The organism is Rhodoferax sp. (genome assembly GCF_012927445.1).
GTDB lineage: Bacteria > Pseudomonadota > Gammaproteobacteria > Burkholderiales > Burkholderiaceae_C > Rhodoferax.
The window spans coordinates 107,688-124,568 of record NZ_JABBPD010000008.1 but is presented as its reverse complement, the minus strand read 5'-3'; the positions used below and the strand labels follow the sequence as shown (position 1 = coordinate 124,568).

Genomic DNA, 16,881 nt, shown 5'->3' with positions numbered 1-16,881 from the left:
TTCCGAGAAGGGCTATGCCAGCCCGACTTCAAGCCGATCCCGGCCACCATTTTTCGCCTTGTACAGCGCAACGTCCGCCAAGCCCAATAAGTTGGCAAACGACGTCTCACTGGACAAACAGCCGGCCCCAATACTGACCGTGAAGGAGAGAAGCGCACCATTCACCTCAACCGGGCTGGTACGGACACTTTCAATAATTCGCTGCGCCAGCGAGCGCCCGCCTTCAAGTGTCGTGCTGGGCAACAACACCGCAAACTCTTCGCCTCCGATGCGGCCAATCAAATCAGACTCCCGCAAAACACCCGCCACCGTCTTCACAAACGCTTGCAGTACGACATCGCCAGCGGCATGGCCGTGATGGTCGTTGATGTGCTTGAAATGATCCAGATCCAGCATCAGCACCATGAGCGGCAATTCATAGCGAGCAGCACGGGCCAATTCTTGCTCAGCCAAATTCAGGAAATTCCGTCGACTGAGCGCCCCGGTCAAGGCGTCAATGTTGGCGAGTGTCAAACTGGCCAGTTCGGCCGCCTTGAGTCGGGTGACATCTTCATGACTGACCACGACCCGCTCCTCGACATCATGCACCGGCGTCACTTTCATGGTGAACCAACGCTTGTCTAGCGGTGTATAAAAAGGATGCGGCAACTGAAAATCAGAAACCTCACCCGATGCGACTGAGGCAATCCCAGCCGAGGCAGCGAGGACCGTTTCCTGATCTTGAGCAGTCAGGCAATCGAGAATTTCCAGGTAGTTGCTGCCACCAAAGCTGGGAGTTTCTGCAAGCTCGTTATCAATCGCGTATTTCCACCAGGCGGCATTGGTTTGAATGACCGTGCCGTGGCGATCCAGTACCGCGATTTGAGCCGACAAGGAATCAAATACGGTCTGCTGAAATCTGACAGAAGAAAGCAAGGCCTCTTCGGTCTGTTTTTTATTCGTGATGTCGACATGCGTACCGACCATCCGCAATGGTTTCCCTTCGGCCGTGCGACTCACGATCGCCCCCCTGCAAAAAACCCATTTCCAGCTACCGTTTTTGCATTGCTCCCGATGCTCATTGAAAAGACGGTCTGACTTGCCGTCCAAATAGGCTTGCGAATCGCCCATCACCCGTTGTTTGTCATCCGGATGGAGGCGTGCGAGCCAGTTCTCCAGATGATGGCCATATTCATTCTCTTCAAAACCAAAGAGTTGCTCAAAGCGCTTTGAAAACAGCATGTCGCCTGTTTGCACATTCCAGTCCCAAACGCCGTCCCCCGCCGCCTCCAGTGCCAGCTGCCAGCGCTCCTCGCTGACACGCAGGTGCGCCTCATTTTGCCGGTGCTCGGTGATATCCAGCAAGATGAGCTGCCACCCTAATTCTTCCGGCAACTGGGCAATCTGGACTTGCACAAACGTTGTAAGCGGTCCTTTTCTAGCCAGCGCTATTTCACCCCCCTGCACATCACCGGATGCGGTGGCCTGCGCCAATAACGCATTGAGCACGGCCACATCGGCATCCGCCACATACAGTTCAAATCGGTTACCCAAGAGCCGGGCACGCGCTCCTTCCAGCAGGTTGGCACCGGCCAGGTTCAATTTGGTAATGATGCCCGTTTGGTCGAGCGAAAGAATACTGACCGGAGAAAAGTCATAGAGTTCACCGCTTTGATTGAGCGCAACTTCAAGTTGCGCTCTGGCGGTGTTTAGATACTCGTTTTGAAGTTCCAACTCAATTTGATGAATTTCCAGTTCTTCAAATAAGCGCTGAACCTCCGGCAAGGCCAAGGCCGTGGTTACATCTGGCCCATGCCCGAGCAACCTCTGTTTTGCCAGACAACGCAACTCAATCAGGCTCAACGGATTTTTACGATAGCCCATCAGCAACTCCCTTTTGGTTGGAATTGTCCATCAGTGTCTGCAGCCGGGCTTGCGTCGCGAACAACGCCAACTCCAGCTTCTTGCTGACCGTGATATCCGAAAAAGTGATCACCAAGCCGTCAATCCGGTTCTCTTGCGTGCGGTACGGCATGGTGCGCACCTTGTACCAGCGTCCGCCGGACATTGAGCGCCTCATCAAGAAACAGTGTGGCGATTTCGGTACTGTCGAGCAGATTGCGCATGTCGTTGCTGGCCCGTGACAACTCGGTCACCTTGGCCTGCAATTCATGGTTGACGGTCTGCAGTTCTTCGTTCATCGACTGTATCTCTTCCTTCGACGTTGTCAACTCCTCGTTGGTCGACTGCAACTCTTCATTGGTCGACTTCAGTTCTTCCTGGGATGTCTGCATTTCTTCCCGGGTTGACTTGGCTTCTTCCCGGGACTGCTGAAGTTCTTGTACCAGTGCTTCCATGCGAGAACCGTCGACGACCAATTGATCGCCAACTCCACGCGGTTTCTTGCGACGGGGCGTGGCGATATCGTTAAAACGATCAAGACCATTCCACGCAGAGCCACGGGCTCCTCAAGGGGCTGGACAACAATATTCACATAATGCGCTAAGCCGTTCCCTGTAACTTTCACACTTTTAAGTTCGGCGGCCGTTTTTTCTCGAACCGCCCGGTGAAACGCTTCGCTCAACGCCTGGTTGAGTCCATCACGGGCCATCGCAAACAAATTCAAACTGGGCTTGCCACTGGCAGGTTCAAGGTATTTTCCGGTTTTACCGCTGAAATACAGCATATCCCCCTGGTCGGTGACCAGCACAGCGGCAGGCGCATAGTGCTGCAACACAAGTTTTTCCACCAGCACCTGAAGGTTGGCTCCCAAAGGGATATCACCTTGCTGAGGCGATGTGGCGCCCCCCCATCTAGGATGAGAGAGAACAAACGCAGCAGGAAAGTCGACGGGCAAGACACGCGCCGGTGCATCAAGTCGCCGGTAAATGCGTGATTTACCATCCAATGGGGAAAAGAGGTTGCTCGCTGTTCCGATGGACTCCGCGCTACCCAACACCAGATAGCCGCCAGGATTAAGGCTGTAATGAAACAACTGAATCAGCTTGGCCTGCAACTCGGATTCCAGGTAAATCAGCAGATTGCGGCAGCTCACCAGATTAAGTTTTGTAAAAGGAGGATCGGCAATGACATTTTGTTCAGCAAAGATCACCATCTCGCGAATTTCGTTGCATACCCGATAGCCGCCAACGTCCTCGACAAAATATCGGTTCAAACGTTTTTCTGTTACCTCGGCTGCAATGTTGCGGGTGTAGATACCAGCACGACCCGTGGCGATGGCTTCCTTGTCCAGATCAGAGGCAAAAATCTGAAGTGAAAACCGCTGGGTTGGATTGATTTCTTCAATTGCCTCTTTGAAAACCATCGCCAGCGTGTAGGCCTCTTCACCGGTGGAACAACCTGGCGTCCAGGCCCGCAGGACTGCGCCATCAGGGTGACGAGCCAACAGTGCCGGGATGACTTCATTTTTGAGTTGTTCCCACACGGGGGCATCACGAAAGAAGCTGGTCACACCGATCAGCAACTCGTTAAAGAGCAACTCGGACTCCCTTGGGTTCTCGCGTAGATAGCGCAGGTAGTCAGCAAGACGGGCCAGTTGATGCAGACCCATGCGGCGCTCAATTCGACGCGAAATTGTGCTTTTTTTGTAGCGCGAAAAATCATGCCCGGTCTGGGTGCGCAGCAACACAATGACTTGATCGAGGAAGCCAACATCTTTCTGATCTGTTTCGGACTCGGTTTCAGCTTGGGCACCGAGCTGGACGCGACCGACATAAGCCAGGATTTTTTTCGGCAATTCGTCGGCCGAAGCGACCACATCGGCCACACCGGCATCAATCGCGCTGCGCGGCATGCTGTCGAACTGGGCTTGCGCAGGTGACTGCACAAAACACGCGCCAGCGGCTTGCCGGATGGCTCGCAAGCCCAGCGTTCCGTCTGAACCCATGCCCGAGAGGATGACACCAATGCTGTTTTGTTGCCGGTCATCGGCCAGGGACTTGAAGAAGTAATCAATCGGCAGGCGCAGTCCACGAGGTTCCGGCGGCACCTGCAAATGCAGTTCACCATTCTGAATGGAGAGGTCATGACCAGGGGGATCACATACACATGATTGGACTCGACTTGAGTCTGTTCCTGTGCCTCGATAACTGGCATGAGGGTATGACGTTGCAGTAACTCAACCAGCATGCCCTCCCGATTGGGATCAAGGTGCTGCACGATGACAAATGCCATTCCACTCTTGGGTGGTGATTGCGACAAAAATTGCTCCAGTGCCACCAACCCCCCGGCAGAAGCACCAATGCCGACAATAGGAAAGGGCGCGCTCGCCGGTAGCACGTCGTTTTTTTTCAATCAACCTCCATTTGGTCTTTTTTAGAGATCGACTGCTCGATCAAACTGTCACTTTTTTGTGGCAGTTTAAACGCACAGTGCTAGCCCGTAAAGACACGTTTTTAGCAGACCTGAAAATGGATTCATTGACCCCCTGTCATGCGGCCCGATATTCAATGAGATTGTGAGTTATGGCTCAATGGCACTTTGGCGCATCAATTCCTCCGCGTGAGAAATTTCCTCTTGAGTTGGACGGTCTACCATGACCGGTATGTGGGCCAAGGTCAGCGTCTTAAGCGCAACGCTGCCAAGAAAAACTTTGGACAAGCCGCTACGGCCATGCGAACCCATAAAAATCAGGCTGCAATTCTCTCGCTTTGCTGCTTCCACAATGGCTTTTGCTGGCTCTGAGTTGAATTCAATTCGCGTGTTGACCGTCACACCCTGTGCGCCGGCGGCATCGGCAACCAGCTCAAGATAGCGGTCGGCGATAGCTCGGCATTGCGCCTCATAGTCCGCCTCGGACGGGTATTCAAAAGGTATGCCACCCACATAAACCGGGTATTGGTACACAGGTATTGAATGAAAGGCGACCACTCGCGCCTCCAGACGCTTTGCAAATTCCACGGCCTTGAGTGCAGCGGCAAGGGACAGGGCCGAACCGTCAGTGGGGACCAGAATATTTTCAAATCTGGGGCTGCTCTTTTGGAGCGCCACCACTTTGCCGGATTCCATGACTATTTGTTTTCGAACTTGCGCAAGGCTTCCAGCGAAAGAATTTTAATTTCACGTCTTTCGACTGAAATAATTCCAAGGTGATCCAGTGCCGAGAAAGCGCGACTCACAGTCTCTAGCGTGACATTCAGGTGGTTACCGATATCGCGCCGGGTCATTGGCAATGTAAATCGGTTCGGCGAGTAGCCCATGGCCGCAAAACGTTCCGATTGGGTACGCAGAAACCGCGCTACCCGAGCTTCAGACTTGGCTGAATGAGTCAAGGCGTAAGTTGTTTGCTCCTGCACGATCTCACGGCTGATGGCCCAATAAGCCATGCGTTCAATATCATTGCAACCACGGCCTGGCGAAAATAACTCTGCATCGGGAATACGGATCAAGTCGCAGTCCGTCAAAGCGACCACTTCGCTCAAGTACTTGTTTTTGCAAATACCGTCAAACCCCAGCAGATCACCCTTCATGGGAAAGGCAAGAACATGCTCAACGCCATCCACATGCGTCATGGATGTTTTAAGGGCGCCGAGTCGCACCACATAAAGCCCGTCAAATGGCTGTCCCATACGCAAAGCTGACTGACCGGCCTTGAGGCGGCGACGCCTGAACAGACTGCTATTCACGCCATGCACATGGCCATCAAATCGCAATAAATTCAAAACTTCGTCAAAACTAGACCAGCGCTCGTCGCTCTCAAGCTTGAGTGCAGGTTGAGTCGCCGAAGGCTGCCAACGGGCTGCGCTCGATATTGGTTGAACGTTCATCATGATGTTGCTCTCTTGCCGGATGCCGCGCCCGGTGGGCGCTAAAGCCAATCCCCAAAACCAACTTTATGTGTAACGTGATGTTCCGTCTGTAGGGAGTTCTAAACTTGTTGCGCAGGCAGCTATGGACAATCAGTGCGCCAAATCGGAAGAGCGACGCCCCCTGACGTCTTGGTTTTCGAAGTCAATTAATTTATAGTGAACGGCCAGCCGCACCAGCCCCGTAACATCGCTCACGCCCAGCTTGGCCATCAAGCGGCTCCGATAAGTGGCAACCGTCTTGGGCGATAAATGGAGTTCCAATCCAATTTTGGCGCTGGACTGACCATTGACCACCATGGTGATGATTTGTCGCTCACGCGGCGACAGCGCGCCCAAGGGATCCTCGTCATTTTGTTGCGTAAAGACCTGCAGCGCGAGATCGGCCACATCTGCACCCAGATGCTTTTTACCCTGAACAGCCGCCTCTACCGCGCTCATGAGATCGCTCCCGGCAGAGCCTTTGAGCACATAACCACTCGCACCCATGCGCAGCGCCTCGGCGACATGGCGCGGCTGTGCCGACATGGTCAAGACCACGCACCGGGTTGGCAGGCGACGGCGTTGCAACTCAGCCAACAACTCAAACCCGGAACGCTCCCCCAAGTGCAGGTCAAGCAGCAGGACCTCGGGACGCAATCGCAGCAGATCAGCCAGTGCCTCGGTGGGATCAGCCGATTCCCCGACCACCGTGTGCCCGCGGGCCTCCAGCAAGGCGCGCAAACCTTCCCGCATAAGCTGGTGGTCGTCGACCAGGTACAGACGGGTCATGGTGTTGGCTGCCAGCTGAAGCTCACGCTTGTCCCATAGGCTTCACCCGAGTCGATCGTTACAGTCGCGCCCACCGTATGTGCCCGCTCCTGCATGCTCAGGATGCCAAGATGGCCTGTTTTCTGCATCCCACCGGGTGCGATGCCAATGCCGTTGTCGCTAACCTCCAGATGCAAGGACAATGCCTCGCCGTAAAGGCTGACAGACAAAGAAGTCGCACCCGAGTGACGCAAGGAGTTTTCGATGGCTTCCCGAGCCACCATGAATGCGGCATATTCAACCTCACTGGGCCAGCGCAACGAGGCAATTTCTGGCTTCACACTGATGGAGATATCAATCTGCGGCTGTGTCAACGAGCGATTGCGAAGCTCGTTATCGAGTGCAGCTGCAAGCCCATGCTCCTCTAGCAAAGGGGGCCGCAAGTCAACCAGCACTTGCCGGACCTGGCGAATACCCTGGCTGATGAGTTTGCCCATTTGCGCCTGGAGCCGGTCGATGCCAGAGGTTGCCTTGTCTCTTTGCAACGTCATGATTGTTTCGTGGGCCATCCGAATGGCGGCCATCGTCTGGCCCAGCTGGTCGTGCAGCGCCTGCGCCACACGCTTCACCAGCGTCTTCTCCTGCGTCATGAGCCGTTTTGTCAGTTCAGAGAGCTGCAACCGTGACTGCTCTGACTCGGCCTCCGTGCGCACGCGTTCAGAAACATCCTTGAGATTAACAATTAATATCAACTTCTGGTTAACGGTGACCTGGGTGATGGTGGCTTCCAGGTCAATCTCCTGACCATCTGAGCGCAGCCCCTTCACCAAACCCAAGCCCATCATGCGGCTCGACCCCGGTGATTCGCCAAATGAGCGGAGGTGTTGCGCATGCGTCGCCCGGAAACGCTCGGGCAGGAGCAACTCCAACGGCTGGCCTTGCATGCTTTCTCGGGTTCTGCGAAAGATGCGCTCTGCGCCCGGATTAAAAATCTTGATCAATCCTTCCTGACCGGTACTGATCACCGCGTTGTTCGTGGAATTGATAACGGCGGCGAGTGTCTCCCGTTTTTCAAGCAGACACTGATCAGCCGCATGCTTCTCGCTCACATCACGAAAATACACCGCCAGACCCAGTGCGGAAGGGTACACATCCGCTTCCAGCCAAAGTCCCAGGGACGCACAGTACAACTCGAAGTTCATCTTTTTGGACTCAGCCAGCGCCCGATCGCACTCACACTGAAAAACAGTCCGAATTGACCCTGGCAACTTCTCCAGCACACTGCAGCCCAGAAGTTCAGCGCGACGAGCGCTAAAAAACGCTTCGGCCCGCGAGTTGACATAGGTAAACCGTCTGTCGAGGTCAAGCGTGAAGAAGGCATCGGTAATGCTCTCCAGCGTGATCGCCAGCCGTTGGGGCAGATCCTGCTTTTCTTGCTCTGAGCGCCGTTGCTCTGTCAAGTCCCTGACCAATGCCATGCTTGCGTGAAGGCCGTCAAGCTCCAACTCTTCGGTCACCATCTCGACTTCGATCAAATCACCGTTGCGGTGCTTATGCCGCCACAGTCGGGTTGCGGGTTGCGTGCCAATGGGAAGCTTGAGGTGCTCATTCAATTGAGCGATGTCCCCTTCATAGTGCAGGTCCAGCAAGGTCAATCCGACAAACTCCTGCTTGCTGTACCCGTACTGCGCCAGCGCAGCCGCGTTAACCGCCAGCATGCGCAGGGTTTTGACGTCATACACCCACATGGGCAATGGATTCCGTTCAAAAAGCAGCCGATAGCTGATCTGCAGCTTGTGGGATACGTCTTCAAAAGTGGACTCCATGCGGGAGGATTCAGTAATGACCAACGCGGTTAAGACGAATAAACATAATCATTTCAATTGAAGCATCAAAATATTTACATAGACTTACAAGATATAACTCACAGAATCTTACAGATAATTAATTGCGGAGTATAGGGGGACCATGCAAGCACCCGCTTTTGCTAACTTGGCAGGGTTTGCGAGTTATCAAATCCATGGCATCTGCGCCAAATATCCTTTGGGTGTTGCGTTCAGTCAGATTCGTCTTGGCTGAGTTGCGGCGATATTTTGGACGACTTTTTGATCAAAGGAAACATCATGGCCAGCTTGCGTTTGTTTGACCCCACCCTCAATGACCCGATTGAAACCATGTTCCGCCGATTTGCCGCGCCGTTGCGGTTTGAGAGAAATCTTGAAAATCTGGACATTCGGATTGATGTAGTCGAAAAAGATGACCTTTTCAAAGTCCGCGCTGACTTGCCCGGCGTCAAAAAAGAAGACATCAATGTCCGTATTGACGGGAATATTGTGCAAATTGATGCCGAAACCAAGGGCGAAAAAGAATTCAAGGAAGATGGCGGCAAGGTGCTGCGCAGTGAACGCTATTACGGGTCTGTTTCCCGCACCTTCACCTTGACGCAGGATGTTGACGACGCCAAGGCCGTAGCCAAATACGAAAACGGCGTGTTGACCCTTGAACTGCCCAAGAAGGCAACGTCAGTCTCCAAACGATTGACTGTGAGTTGAGTCGGGCCAGAGGCCCCTTCTGCAGCGGGTTAGCAAAGCGCTCGCCCGCCTCCGCAGGTCGGGCGGGCGAGCAGTAAATTGGCAAGCGCGTTGACGGAGGTAGCGGCGAACCATCCGGCTTTGATCTGATACGCTCAAGCGGATGTCTGTCCGCCTTCCCTTCCCTGTCATTCCCGCCATGCAGCCGGGCTTGGTTGTTGTCATTTTGTCGCTGCTATTGGGCCTGCAACCCATCACCACGGATTTGTACCTGCCGGCGCTGCCCGGCCTCACGGCGGGCTTTGGTGCGCCCATGGCGCAGGCGCAATTGACCTTGACCGCCCTGCTGCTGGCCTTTGGCCTGTCGCAACTGATCTGGGGTCCGCTGTCCGACCGGTTTGGCCGGCGCCCCATCCTGCTGATTGGTTTGACGGGCTACGTCATGGCCTCCGTGGCCAGCACCCTGTCACCCACCATGGACATGCTGATTGTGTGGCGCACCGTGCAGGGCGCGGCCATGGGTGCGGCAGTCATGTGTGCCCGCGCCATCGTGCGCGATCTGTACACCCCACTTCAGGGCGCCCGCATCATGTCCAAGGGTTTGAGCGGTCTGGGCGTGATTGCTTGCTTGTGCGCGCCGCTCGGCGGCTTGCTGTCTGATCAATTCAGCTGGCGCGTCGCCCTGTTTGCGCTGGCGATTTTTGGTGCGCTGTGCCTGACGATGGTTGCCTTGCGCTTTGAGGAAACCGTCACACAAAAGAACATGCGGGCACTGGAGCCCGCTACCTTGGTTCGCACCTGGCGCACGATTCTGCGCAACCCCACTTTTTGGGCGTACTCGGCTTTGTCGACCGCCTCGTATGGCGGCCTGTTCACGTTTCTGGCTTCGTCGTCTTTTGTTTTCATCCAGGTGTTAGGCCTGACCAAAACGCAGTACGGCCTGCTGATGTTTTCCATGTCACTGGCCTACATTCTGGGCACCTTCATGTGCCGGCGTTTGCTGCCGCGCTTTGGCGTGCAGCGCTCGGTGGCGATCGCGGGCGGGCTCTCGCTGACCGGCGGCAGCCTCATGGGCGTGTTGGCGCTGATCGGCGTGCAGGCAAGCTGGGCCATCATGTTGCCCTACTACCTCTTCATGCTGGCGCACGGCATCAACCAGCCCTGCAGCCAAAGCGGCGCGGTGGGTCCGTTCCCGCAGGCGGCCGGCGTCGCTTCGGCGCTCAACGGCTTTTTGATGATGATGGCCGCTTTTGCCATGGGCGGCTGGCTGGGCAGCCACATGGACGGAACGGCGTTTCCGTTGATCGCGGGCGTCTGGTTCTGGAGTGCCCTGGTCGCGCTGGCGGCCTGGACGCTGGTGCAAAAGCATGGCAAAACCGGTGAGCAATGAAATGAGTCCTACCCCTTCTGTCAGCCCTTTGGGCAGCCTGACCCATATCCCGACTCGCGGGCCGCTGCGCTATCTGGCGCTGGCCGGCCCGACAGCTTCCGGCAAAACGGCCGCCGCGCTGGCGATTGCACAGGCGCACGACGTGGAAATCATCAGCGTGGACTCGGCGTTGGTCTACCGGGGCATGGACATTGGCACCGCCAAACCCACGGCCGAAGAACTGGCCAGCGTGCCACACCACCTGATCAACATCCGTGACCCGCTGCAAGCCTACAGCGCCGCCGAGTTCGTGACCGATGCCGAGAGGCTGATCGCCGACATCACGGCGCGCGGCAAACTGGCGCTGCTGGTGGGCGGCACCATGCTGTACTTCAAAGCCTTGTTTGACGGGCTGGACGCCATGCCCAAAGCCAACCCGGCCATTCGCGCCGAGATTGAAGAAGAGGCAAGACAGCAAGGCTGGCCCGCGATGCACGCCGCGCTGGCGCTGATTGACCCGGTGACGGCTGCGCGCCTGAAACCGGCTGATTCGCAGCGCATTCAGCGGGCGCTGGAAGTATTTCGGATTTCCGGGCAGCCTCTGTCGTTCTTTCACACTACAAGAACAATAGCTACTCACGCAGGCAGTACGGGGGCTAGAGGCCTGAATGACACTAAACCTGCGGGCGATGACACGCTGTTGATCTCGCTGGAACCGCTGGAGCGGGCCTGGCTGCACCAGCGCATCGCCCAGCGCTTTGACGCCATGCTGGCCGCCGACTTTCTGGCTGAAGTCAAAGCCTTGCGCGCCCGGGGCGACCTGAACCCCGACTTGCCGTCCATGCGCTGCGTCGGCTACCGCCAGGCCTGGGAAGCACTTGACGGCCTGTGGCCAATGGCGGAGTTGCGCGACAAAGGCATCTTTGCCACGCGCCAGCTGGCCAAGCGCCAGATCACCTGGTTGCGCTCCATGCCCCAGCGCCAGGTGGTGGCCTGCGACGACCCAACGGCCCTGCCGCAGGTGCTGGCGCTGGCCCGGTCTTTTGCCGAGCGCCGCCCATGAGTCTGGTGATCACCAATTTGAGCAAGCACTACGGCGAGGTGCCGGTGTTCAGCCAAGTGTCCCTGACCGTGGCGGACGGCGAATTTGTCGCCATTGTGGGCGAGTCCGGCGTGGGCAAATCGACCCTGCTGAACTGCATGGCCGGGCTGGACACCTGGGACAGCGGTTCGGTGCTGCTGGACGGGCTTGATCTGGGCCGTTTGGACGACGACAGCCTGGCCCGCTTGCGCCGCGAAAAAACCGGTTTTGTGTTCCAGGCTTTTCATGTGTTGCCGCATCTGGATGTGGCACAAAACGTGGCCTTGCCACTGATGCTGCTCGGCCAGTATGACGACGCCCGCGTGCAGGCCATGCTGGCGTCCGTCGGCCTGGCCGGCCTGGGCCAGCGGCTGCCGCAGCAACTCAGCGGCGGCCAGTTGCAGCGCGTGGCGATTGCGCGGGCGCTGATTCACCGCCCCACGTTGCTGCTGGCGGACGAACCCACCGGCAACCTCGACCCCACCACGGCCGCCAAGGTGATGGATGCGCTGATTGCGCAGACCCGCGAACACCATGCCTCGCTGGTGCTGGTCACCCATTCGCAAGCGGCGGCGGCGCGGGCTGACCGGGTGCTGAAGCTCACGGCCGACGGACTGAGCGCCCTCGACTGAACGTTCTGATGGCGGCCTTGATATTTCACAATGGCGCCGGGCGTCGGGCTGGATAAAAGGTAGCGTTATTCACTTTTACCCGGAGACTGCGATGAAACCGATTCGTCTGATATTGAGAGCATCTATGGCGGCATCTGCCATGGCGCTGCTGGCGGGCACTGCGCTGGCGCAAAGCGGCGCGGGTGCTGGCGGGCCAGCGGCCACCCCGGCCATGCCGGCCTCCGGGATGGGCATGGGGCCGGGTATGGGTGCTGGGATGGGGCCGGGCATGGGCCGCGGTCATATGGCCCAGTGGGGTATGGACTACACCCCGGGCTGGTCCATGATGACGCGGGCAGAGCGCAACGAGCACCGTGAGCACATGCGCGCCTTCAAGACCTACGAGGAATGCACCGCTTACCGGGATCAGGTACACGAAAAGATGGCCGCTCGCATCAAAGAAAAAGGCGGTAAACCGCTGGCACAACCCCGTCGTGATGCCTGTGCCGGTCTGAAGCCCTGAACCGGCAACGGCTTGGGGCCGTTAACCGATTTACCCCAAGTCACTCAATTTTGAGATGCTGTGCGTGGCTCCCCTGCTTTTTGGGCAGGGTGAGCGTGAGCAAACCGTTGTCAAAGCGGGCCTTGGCCTGGGACTGGTCAATCTCCAGCGGCAACTGAAAGCTGCGGGCGATCGATCCGAAATACCGCTCACTGCGCAGCACCTTATCGTCCTGGGTCTGGACATCCTGCTGCTTGACCTCGGCGCGCAGCAAGACGGTTCCTCGGTCCACCGACACATGGATGTCTTCCTTGCTGACACCGGGCAATTCCGCATGCACGGTGTAGGCCAGATCGTTCTCCTTCAAGTCGATCTTGATCTGGACCGGATCGGGCAGCGGGTCGCCATGCAAGGGCGTCACGTAAAAACCGGGTGACACGTCCCTGAAAATTTCATCCAAAAGACTACCGCGCGCCATCAGTGAGTTCATAGTCATCTCCAGGGCATTCCTACAGGTGATGCCACTCCATGGCCCCCATGACCACGGACATCACGGCTCGGCTTGAGCCGCAGAAAAACAGGGTTCAAGCGTCGGCTTTTGAGGCCATCGCGTTTTTCCGCTGCCAACAGTAGCCGGGCGATAGCGATATTTTTTTGCGGATTGTCAAAGGCACAAGCTACAAAGCGGCACATAACCAAATACATGAGGTCAGAACCGATAAAGCGTGCATCGCACGAGCGCAGCAGCAACGCCGTGCAGCCGCACTGGGAACACTTCGCGCACGGTGCCGACATCGGTGTGCGCGGTGTTGGCGCCAGCAAGGCCGAAGCCTTTGAGCAGGCCGCCCTCGCGCTGACAGCCGTGATCACCGACCCGCTGCAGGTGGCCGCCGTTGAGGCCGTGCACATCGTCTGCGAGGCGCCGGATGACGAGTTGCTGCTTGCCGCCTGGCTCAATGCGCTGGTGTATGAGATGGCGGTGCGGCGCATGCTGTTTGGCCGCTTTCAGGTTGCGCTGCAGCCCGGACGGCATGGCCCGCACCTGGACGCCCAGGCAATGGGCGAGCCGACCTCGGTACCACGGCACCAGCCGGCAGTGGAGGTCAAGGGTGCCACCTGCACCGCCCTGCGCGTCGCACCACTGAATGGTGCAGGCTGGCTGGCGCAAACCGTGGTCGATGTCTGAGCCATGGAACTGAACCTCCTGAAACAACTCGGCCCCTGTGTCTGGGAAATCCCGATGCGGGGCAAGATGCGGGTGCCGGGCATGATCTACGCCAGCAAAGAACTGGTGCAAGCCATGGACCACAAGGTCTACGAGCAGGCGGTCAACGTCGCCATGCTGCCGGGCATTGTGGGTGCCTCCTGCGTGATGCCCGATGCCCACTGGGGTTATGGCTTTCCCATTGGCGGCGTGGCGGCGTTCGACGCCGATGCCGGTGGCGTGGTGTCAGCCGGTGGCGTCGGTTTTGATGTCTCCTGTGGCGTGCGCTGCCTGCACACCGGGCTGCGCCGTGCGCACATCATGGCCGTGCAGCATGCGCTGGTCGAAGCGCTGTTCGCGCATATTCCCGCTGGTTTGGGCAGCACCGGCGCGATCCGGCTCAACAGCGCGCAGATGGACGCCATGCTCAGTGGCGGTGCTAAATGGGCGGTTGAACGCGGCTGGGGCACGAGCGCTGATCTGGAACGGGTTGAAGAACAGGGCCAGATGCTGCACGCCAAACCCAAATACGTCTCGGAGCAAGCCAAAAAACGCCAGCGCGAAGAAATGGGCACGCTGGGCAGTGGCAACCATTACCTGGAGGTGCAGGAGGTGACGGCGGTGTTTGATGACGCCATTGCCAGCGCCTACGGCCTGCACCTTGGTGATGTGGTGCTGATGATCCACTGCGGCTCACGCGGGCTGGGGCACCAGATCGGGACCGAGTTCCTGCGCCGCATGGTGGAAGCCGCTCCCAGCCATGGCCTCATCCTGCCCGACCGGGAGTTGGCGTGCGCGCCGATTCACTCCGACCTGGGTCAGGAATACCTGGGTGCAATGCGCGCGGCCATCAACTGCGCGCTCGCCAATCGCCAGATCCTGACGCAGCTGGTGCGCGAGGTGTTTGCCAAAGTACTGCCCACTGCGCATTTGCAGGTGTTGTACGACGTCTCGCACAACACCTGCAAGCTGGAGACGCACCAGGTCGACGGCCACCGGCGTGAACTGTATGTCCACCGAAAAGGCGCAACACGGGCCTGGGGCCCCGGCCACCCCGAGCTGCCGCCTGCCCTGCGCACCAGCGGCCAGCCGGTGCTGATTGGCGGCTCAATGGGCACCGGCTCCTATGTACTGGCAGGCACCTCGGCTTCGGAGTCACTGGCTTTTTCGTCCGCCTGCCATGGCGCCGGCCGCGCCATGAGTCGCCACCAGGCCCTCAAGACCTGGAACGGTCGCACCGTGATCGATGAACTGGCGCAACGCGGCATTCTGGTGCGCAGCCCCTCGATGCGCGGCGTCGCCGAGGAAGCGCCCGACGCCTACAAGGACGTGAACGCGGTGGTGGATGCCGCCGATGCGGCCGGCCTGGCGCGCAAGGTGGCGCGGCTGGTGCCGCTGGTCTGCGTCAAAGGCTGAGACGTCAGCAACGTCATGGACACACTCACGCTCTGGCTCGCGGGCGACGTGATGACCGGGCGCGGCATCGACCAGATTCAGGCGCACCCCGTTGCGCCGCTGCTGTATGAGAGCTGGGTGCGCGATGCGCGCGACTACGTGCGGCTGGCCGAGCGCGTGAACGGCCCGGTGCCGGCCCCGGTCGCGCCGGACTACATCTGGGGTGATGCACTGGCCGAGATTGAGCGACGCCAGCCCGCGCTGCGCCTGGTCAATCTGGAAACCGCAATCACCACCTCGGATGAAGCTTGGCCCCACAAGGGCATTCACTACCGCATGCATCCCGCCAACATCGGCTGCCTGACGGCGGCGCGCATCGACTGCTGTGCGCTGGCCAACAACCATGTGCTGGACTGGGGCCAGTCGGGACTGCGGCAGACCTTGCAAACACTGCAGCAGGCCGGCATTCACAGCGCCGGCGCCGGCCACAATCTTGAGGCGGCCGGCGCGCCCGCCACCCTGCCACTCGGCGGTGACGCGCGTCTGCTGGTGTTTTCCTGGGCCGCACCGGACTGCGGCGTGCCGCCGGACTGGGCCGCTACAGCCGCGCAGGGCGGCGTGGCGCTGTTGTCCGATTTGACCGAGGCCAGCGCGCAGCGCTTGGCCGAGCTCGTGGCCCGGCAGCGCCAGAGCGGTGATCTGGTGCTGGTCTCGCTGCACTGGGGTGGCAACTGGGGGCTTGAAGTGCCGCCGCTGCATCGCCGCTTTGCGCAGCGCCTGATTGAACTGGGGGCGGCCGATCTGGTGCATGGCCATTCATCGCACCATCCACGGCCGGTCGAGGTTTACCGCGGCCGGCTGATTCTTTATGGCTGCGGTGATCTGATCAATGACTATGAAGGCATCGCGATGCAGGAGAGCTTTGACCCCAGCGCCGTGTGCCTGTACTTCGTCCAGCTCTCACGCAAGACCGGCGCGCTGCAGCAACTTGAGATGGTTCCGATGCAATTGCGCCGCCTGCGCTTGAGCCACGCCAAGCCGGCGGCGCGACGCCGCCTACAGACACTGTTTGAAACGGGAAGCGCGCACTTCCAGACGCGCTTACAGACGCAAACAGATGGCAGTTGGCAGCTACGTTGGTGACAGCTAGGCCTGTTATGGTCGGCTCACTGTCGCACCTGGCGCTCGCGTTGCCGCCCGCTGTCAATGGCACCGACCAGCAAACCCAACTCCTGCGCCAGGATGTCCAACACATCGTCCAGCGTGACCACGCCAATCAACTCGCCCGCGACCCCAACAACCGGGATGCGCCGCACACCCTTGCCGCGCATGGTGTGCATCAAGTCGATCAAAGAGTCGTCCTCGCGGGCGGTGACCAGGTCGGTGGTCATCACGTCCTCTACATTCAGCGTACTGGGGTCAAGGTCCGAGGCCACCACCGCAGTCACGATATCGCGGTCGGTCAACACCCCCACCACGGTGCGCCGGCCCCCCACCTCATCCACCACGATCAGGCAGCCGACATGGTTTTCTCGCATCAGTCGCGCCGCACCGTTCAAGGTCGTGGCCCGAAAGGCGATGGTCACACTGCGTGTGCATATTTCACCCGTGGTCAAACGCTCACCCATGTATTT

18 protein-coding genes and 1 pseudogene are annotated in these 16,881 nt (G+C 58.6%); 8 read left to right on the top strand and 11 right to left on the bottom strand.

Going from position 1 to position 16,881, the window contains the following annotated elements; genetic code table 11:
* Positions 1–12 precede the first annotated feature (12 nt).
* The 9 genes and pseudogenes from HHJ17_RS16175 to HHJ17_RS16135 all read right to left on the bottom strand — a co-directional run bounded on the left by HHJ17_RS16175 (position 13) and on the right by HHJ17_RS16135 (position 8,380).
* Positions 13–1,863 (bottom strand): sensor domain-containing diguanylate cyclase, encoded by a 1,851-nt coding sequence (locus tag HHJ17_RS16175; RefSeq protein WP_296506489.1) that lies wholly within the window; start codon positions 1,861–1,863, stop codon positions 13–15.
* Positions 1,850–2,014 carry a PAS domain-containing protein gene (locus HHJ17_RS16170; protein WP_296502730.1) on the bottom strand — a complete coding sequence of 55 codons (165 nt, stop codon included), beginning with the start codon at positions 2,012–2,014 and terminating at the stop codon, positions 1,850–1,852. Before HHJ17_RS16170 ends, HHJ17_RS16175 begins: the two co-directional genes overlap by 14 nt.
* A complete protein-coding gene (locus tag HHJ17_RS16165; protein WP_296502727.1) occupies positions 1,983–2,273 on the bottom strand; it encodes a hypothetical protein in 291 nt (96 codons plus the stop codon). The genes HHJ17_RS16170 and HHJ17_RS16165 overlap by 32 nt, the downstream gene beginning before the upstream one ends.
* Positions 2,249–3,550 (bottom strand): protein-glutamate O-methyltransferase CheR, encoded by a 1,302-nt coding sequence (locus tag HHJ17_RS16160; protein WP_296506845.1) that lies wholly within the window; start codon positions 3,548–3,550, stop codon positions 2,249–2,251. Before HHJ17_RS16160 ends, HHJ17_RS16165 begins: the two co-directional genes overlap by 25 nt.
* A pseudogene (locus HHJ17_RS16155) lies at positions 3,551–4,218 on the bottom strand (chemotaxis protein CheB); the annotation flags it as partial.
* Between the two features lie 243 nt (positions 4,219–4,461).
* Positions 4,462–4,992, bottom strand: a complete 531-nt coding sequence (locus HHJ17_RS16150) for a universal stress protein (protein ID WP_296506487.1) — start codon at positions 4,990–4,992, stop codon at positions 4,462–4,464.
* A gap of 17 nt (positions 4,993–5,009) precedes the next feature.
* Positions 5,010–5,768, bottom strand: a complete 759-nt coding sequence (locus tag HHJ17_RS16145) for a helix-turn-helix domain-containing protein (RefSeq protein ID WP_296506485.1) — start codon at positions 5,766–5,768, stop codon at positions 5,010–5,012.
* Positions 5,769–5,897: 129 nt separating this feature from the next.
* Positions 5,898–6,575 (bottom strand): response regulator transcription factor, encoded by a 678-nt coding sequence (locus tag HHJ17_RS16140; protein WP_296502719.1) that lies wholly within the window; start codon positions 6,573–6,575, stop codon positions 5,898–5,900.
* The gene (locus HHJ17_RS16135; protein WP_296506483.1) at positions 6,572–8,380 is read right to left on the bottom strand and encodes a PAS domain S-box protein; all 1,809 of its coding nucleotides are present in this window, start codon (positions 8,378–8,380) and stop codon (positions 6,572–6,574) included. Before HHJ17_RS16135 ends, HHJ17_RS16140 begins: the two co-directional genes overlap by 4 nt.
* A gap of 297 nt (positions 8,381–8,677) precedes the next feature.
* Between HHJ17_RS16135 and HHJ17_RS16130 the strand changes: the two genes are divergently transcribed.
* The 5 genes from HHJ17_RS16130 (at position 8,678) to HHJ17_RS16110 (ending at position 12,669) form a co-directional block, all read left to right on the top strand.
* Positions 8,678–9,106, top strand: a complete 429-nt coding sequence (locus tag HHJ17_RS16130) for an Hsp20/alpha crystallin family protein (protein ID WP_296506481.1) — start codon at positions 8,678–8,680, stop codon at positions 9,104–9,106.
* A gap of 142 nt (positions 9,107–9,248) precedes the next feature.
* Positions 9,249–10,475 carry a multidrug effflux MFS transporter gene (locus tag HHJ17_RS16125; protein WP_296506479.1) on the top strand — a complete coding sequence of 409 codons (1,227 nt, stop codon included), beginning with the start codon at positions 9,249–9,251 and terminating at the stop codon, positions 10,473–10,475.
* A gap of 1 nt (position 10,476) precedes the next feature.
* Positions 10,477–11,517: a tRNA (adenosine(37)-N6)-dimethylallyltransferase MiaA gene (miaA, locus tag HHJ17_RS16120; RefSeq protein WP_296506478.1), complete on the top strand. Its 1,041-nt coding sequence runs from the start codon at positions 10,477–10,479 to the stop codon at positions 11,515–11,517.
* Positions 11,514–12,167, top strand: coding sequence for an ABC transporter ATP-binding protein (locus HHJ17_RS16115; RefSeq protein WP_296506476.1), 654 nt, complete (start codon positions 11,514–11,516; stop codon positions 12,165–12,167). The genes miaA and HHJ17_RS16115 overlap by 4 nt, the downstream gene beginning before the upstream one ends.
* A 91-nt stretch (positions 12,168–12,258) precedes the next feature.
* Positions 12,259–12,669, top strand: coding sequence for a hypothetical protein (locus HHJ17_RS16110; protein WP_296506474.1), 411 nt, complete (start codon positions 12,259–12,261; stop codon positions 12,667–12,669).
* A 40-nt stretch (positions 12,670–12,709) separates the two neighbouring features.
* Here HHJ17_RS16110 and HHJ17_RS16105 read toward each other — a convergent pair whose 3' ends face one another.
* Entirely contained in the window at positions 12,710–13,138 is a 429-nt protein-coding gene (locus HHJ17_RS16105) for an Hsp20/alpha crystallin family protein (RefSeq protein WP_296502699.1), read from the bottom strand.
* Between the two features lie 213 nt (positions 13,139–13,351).
* On the opposite strand from HHJ17_RS16105, the gene HHJ17_RS16100 reads away from it, so the two are divergent.
* Genes HHJ17_RS16100 through HHJ17_RS16090 form a run of 3 tightly spaced genes read left to right on the top strand, consistent with a single transcriptional unit; the run spans position 13,352 to position 16,390 of the window.
* Positions 13,352–13,834 carry an archease gene (locus HHJ17_RS16100; RefSeq protein ID WP_296502696.1) on the top strand — a complete coding sequence of 161 codons (483 nt, stop codon included), beginning with the start codon at positions 13,352–13,354 and terminating at the stop codon, positions 13,832–13,834.
* Positions 13,835–13,837: 3 nt separating this feature from the next.
* Positions 13,838–15,268: an RtcB family protein gene (locus HHJ17_RS16095; protein ID WP_296502694.1), complete on the top strand. Its 1,431-nt coding sequence runs from the start codon at positions 13,838–13,840 to the stop codon at positions 15,266–15,268.
* 15 nt (positions 15,269–15,283) lie between these two features.
* Positions 15,284–16,390 (top strand): CapA family protein, encoded by a 1,107-nt coding sequence (locus HHJ17_RS16090; RefSeq protein ID WP_296502691.1) that lies wholly within the window; start codon positions 15,284–15,286, stop codon positions 16,388–16,390.
* Positions 16,391–16,413: 23 nt separating this feature from the next.
* On the opposite strand, the gene HHJ17_RS16085 is transcribed toward HHJ17_RS16090, so the two are convergent.
* Positions 16,414–16,875, bottom strand: coding sequence for a CBS domain-containing protein (locus HHJ17_RS16085; RefSeq protein WP_296502690.1), 462 nt, complete (start codon positions 16,873–16,875; stop codon positions 16,414–16,416).
* Positions 16,876–16,881: the final 6 nt, after the last annotated feature.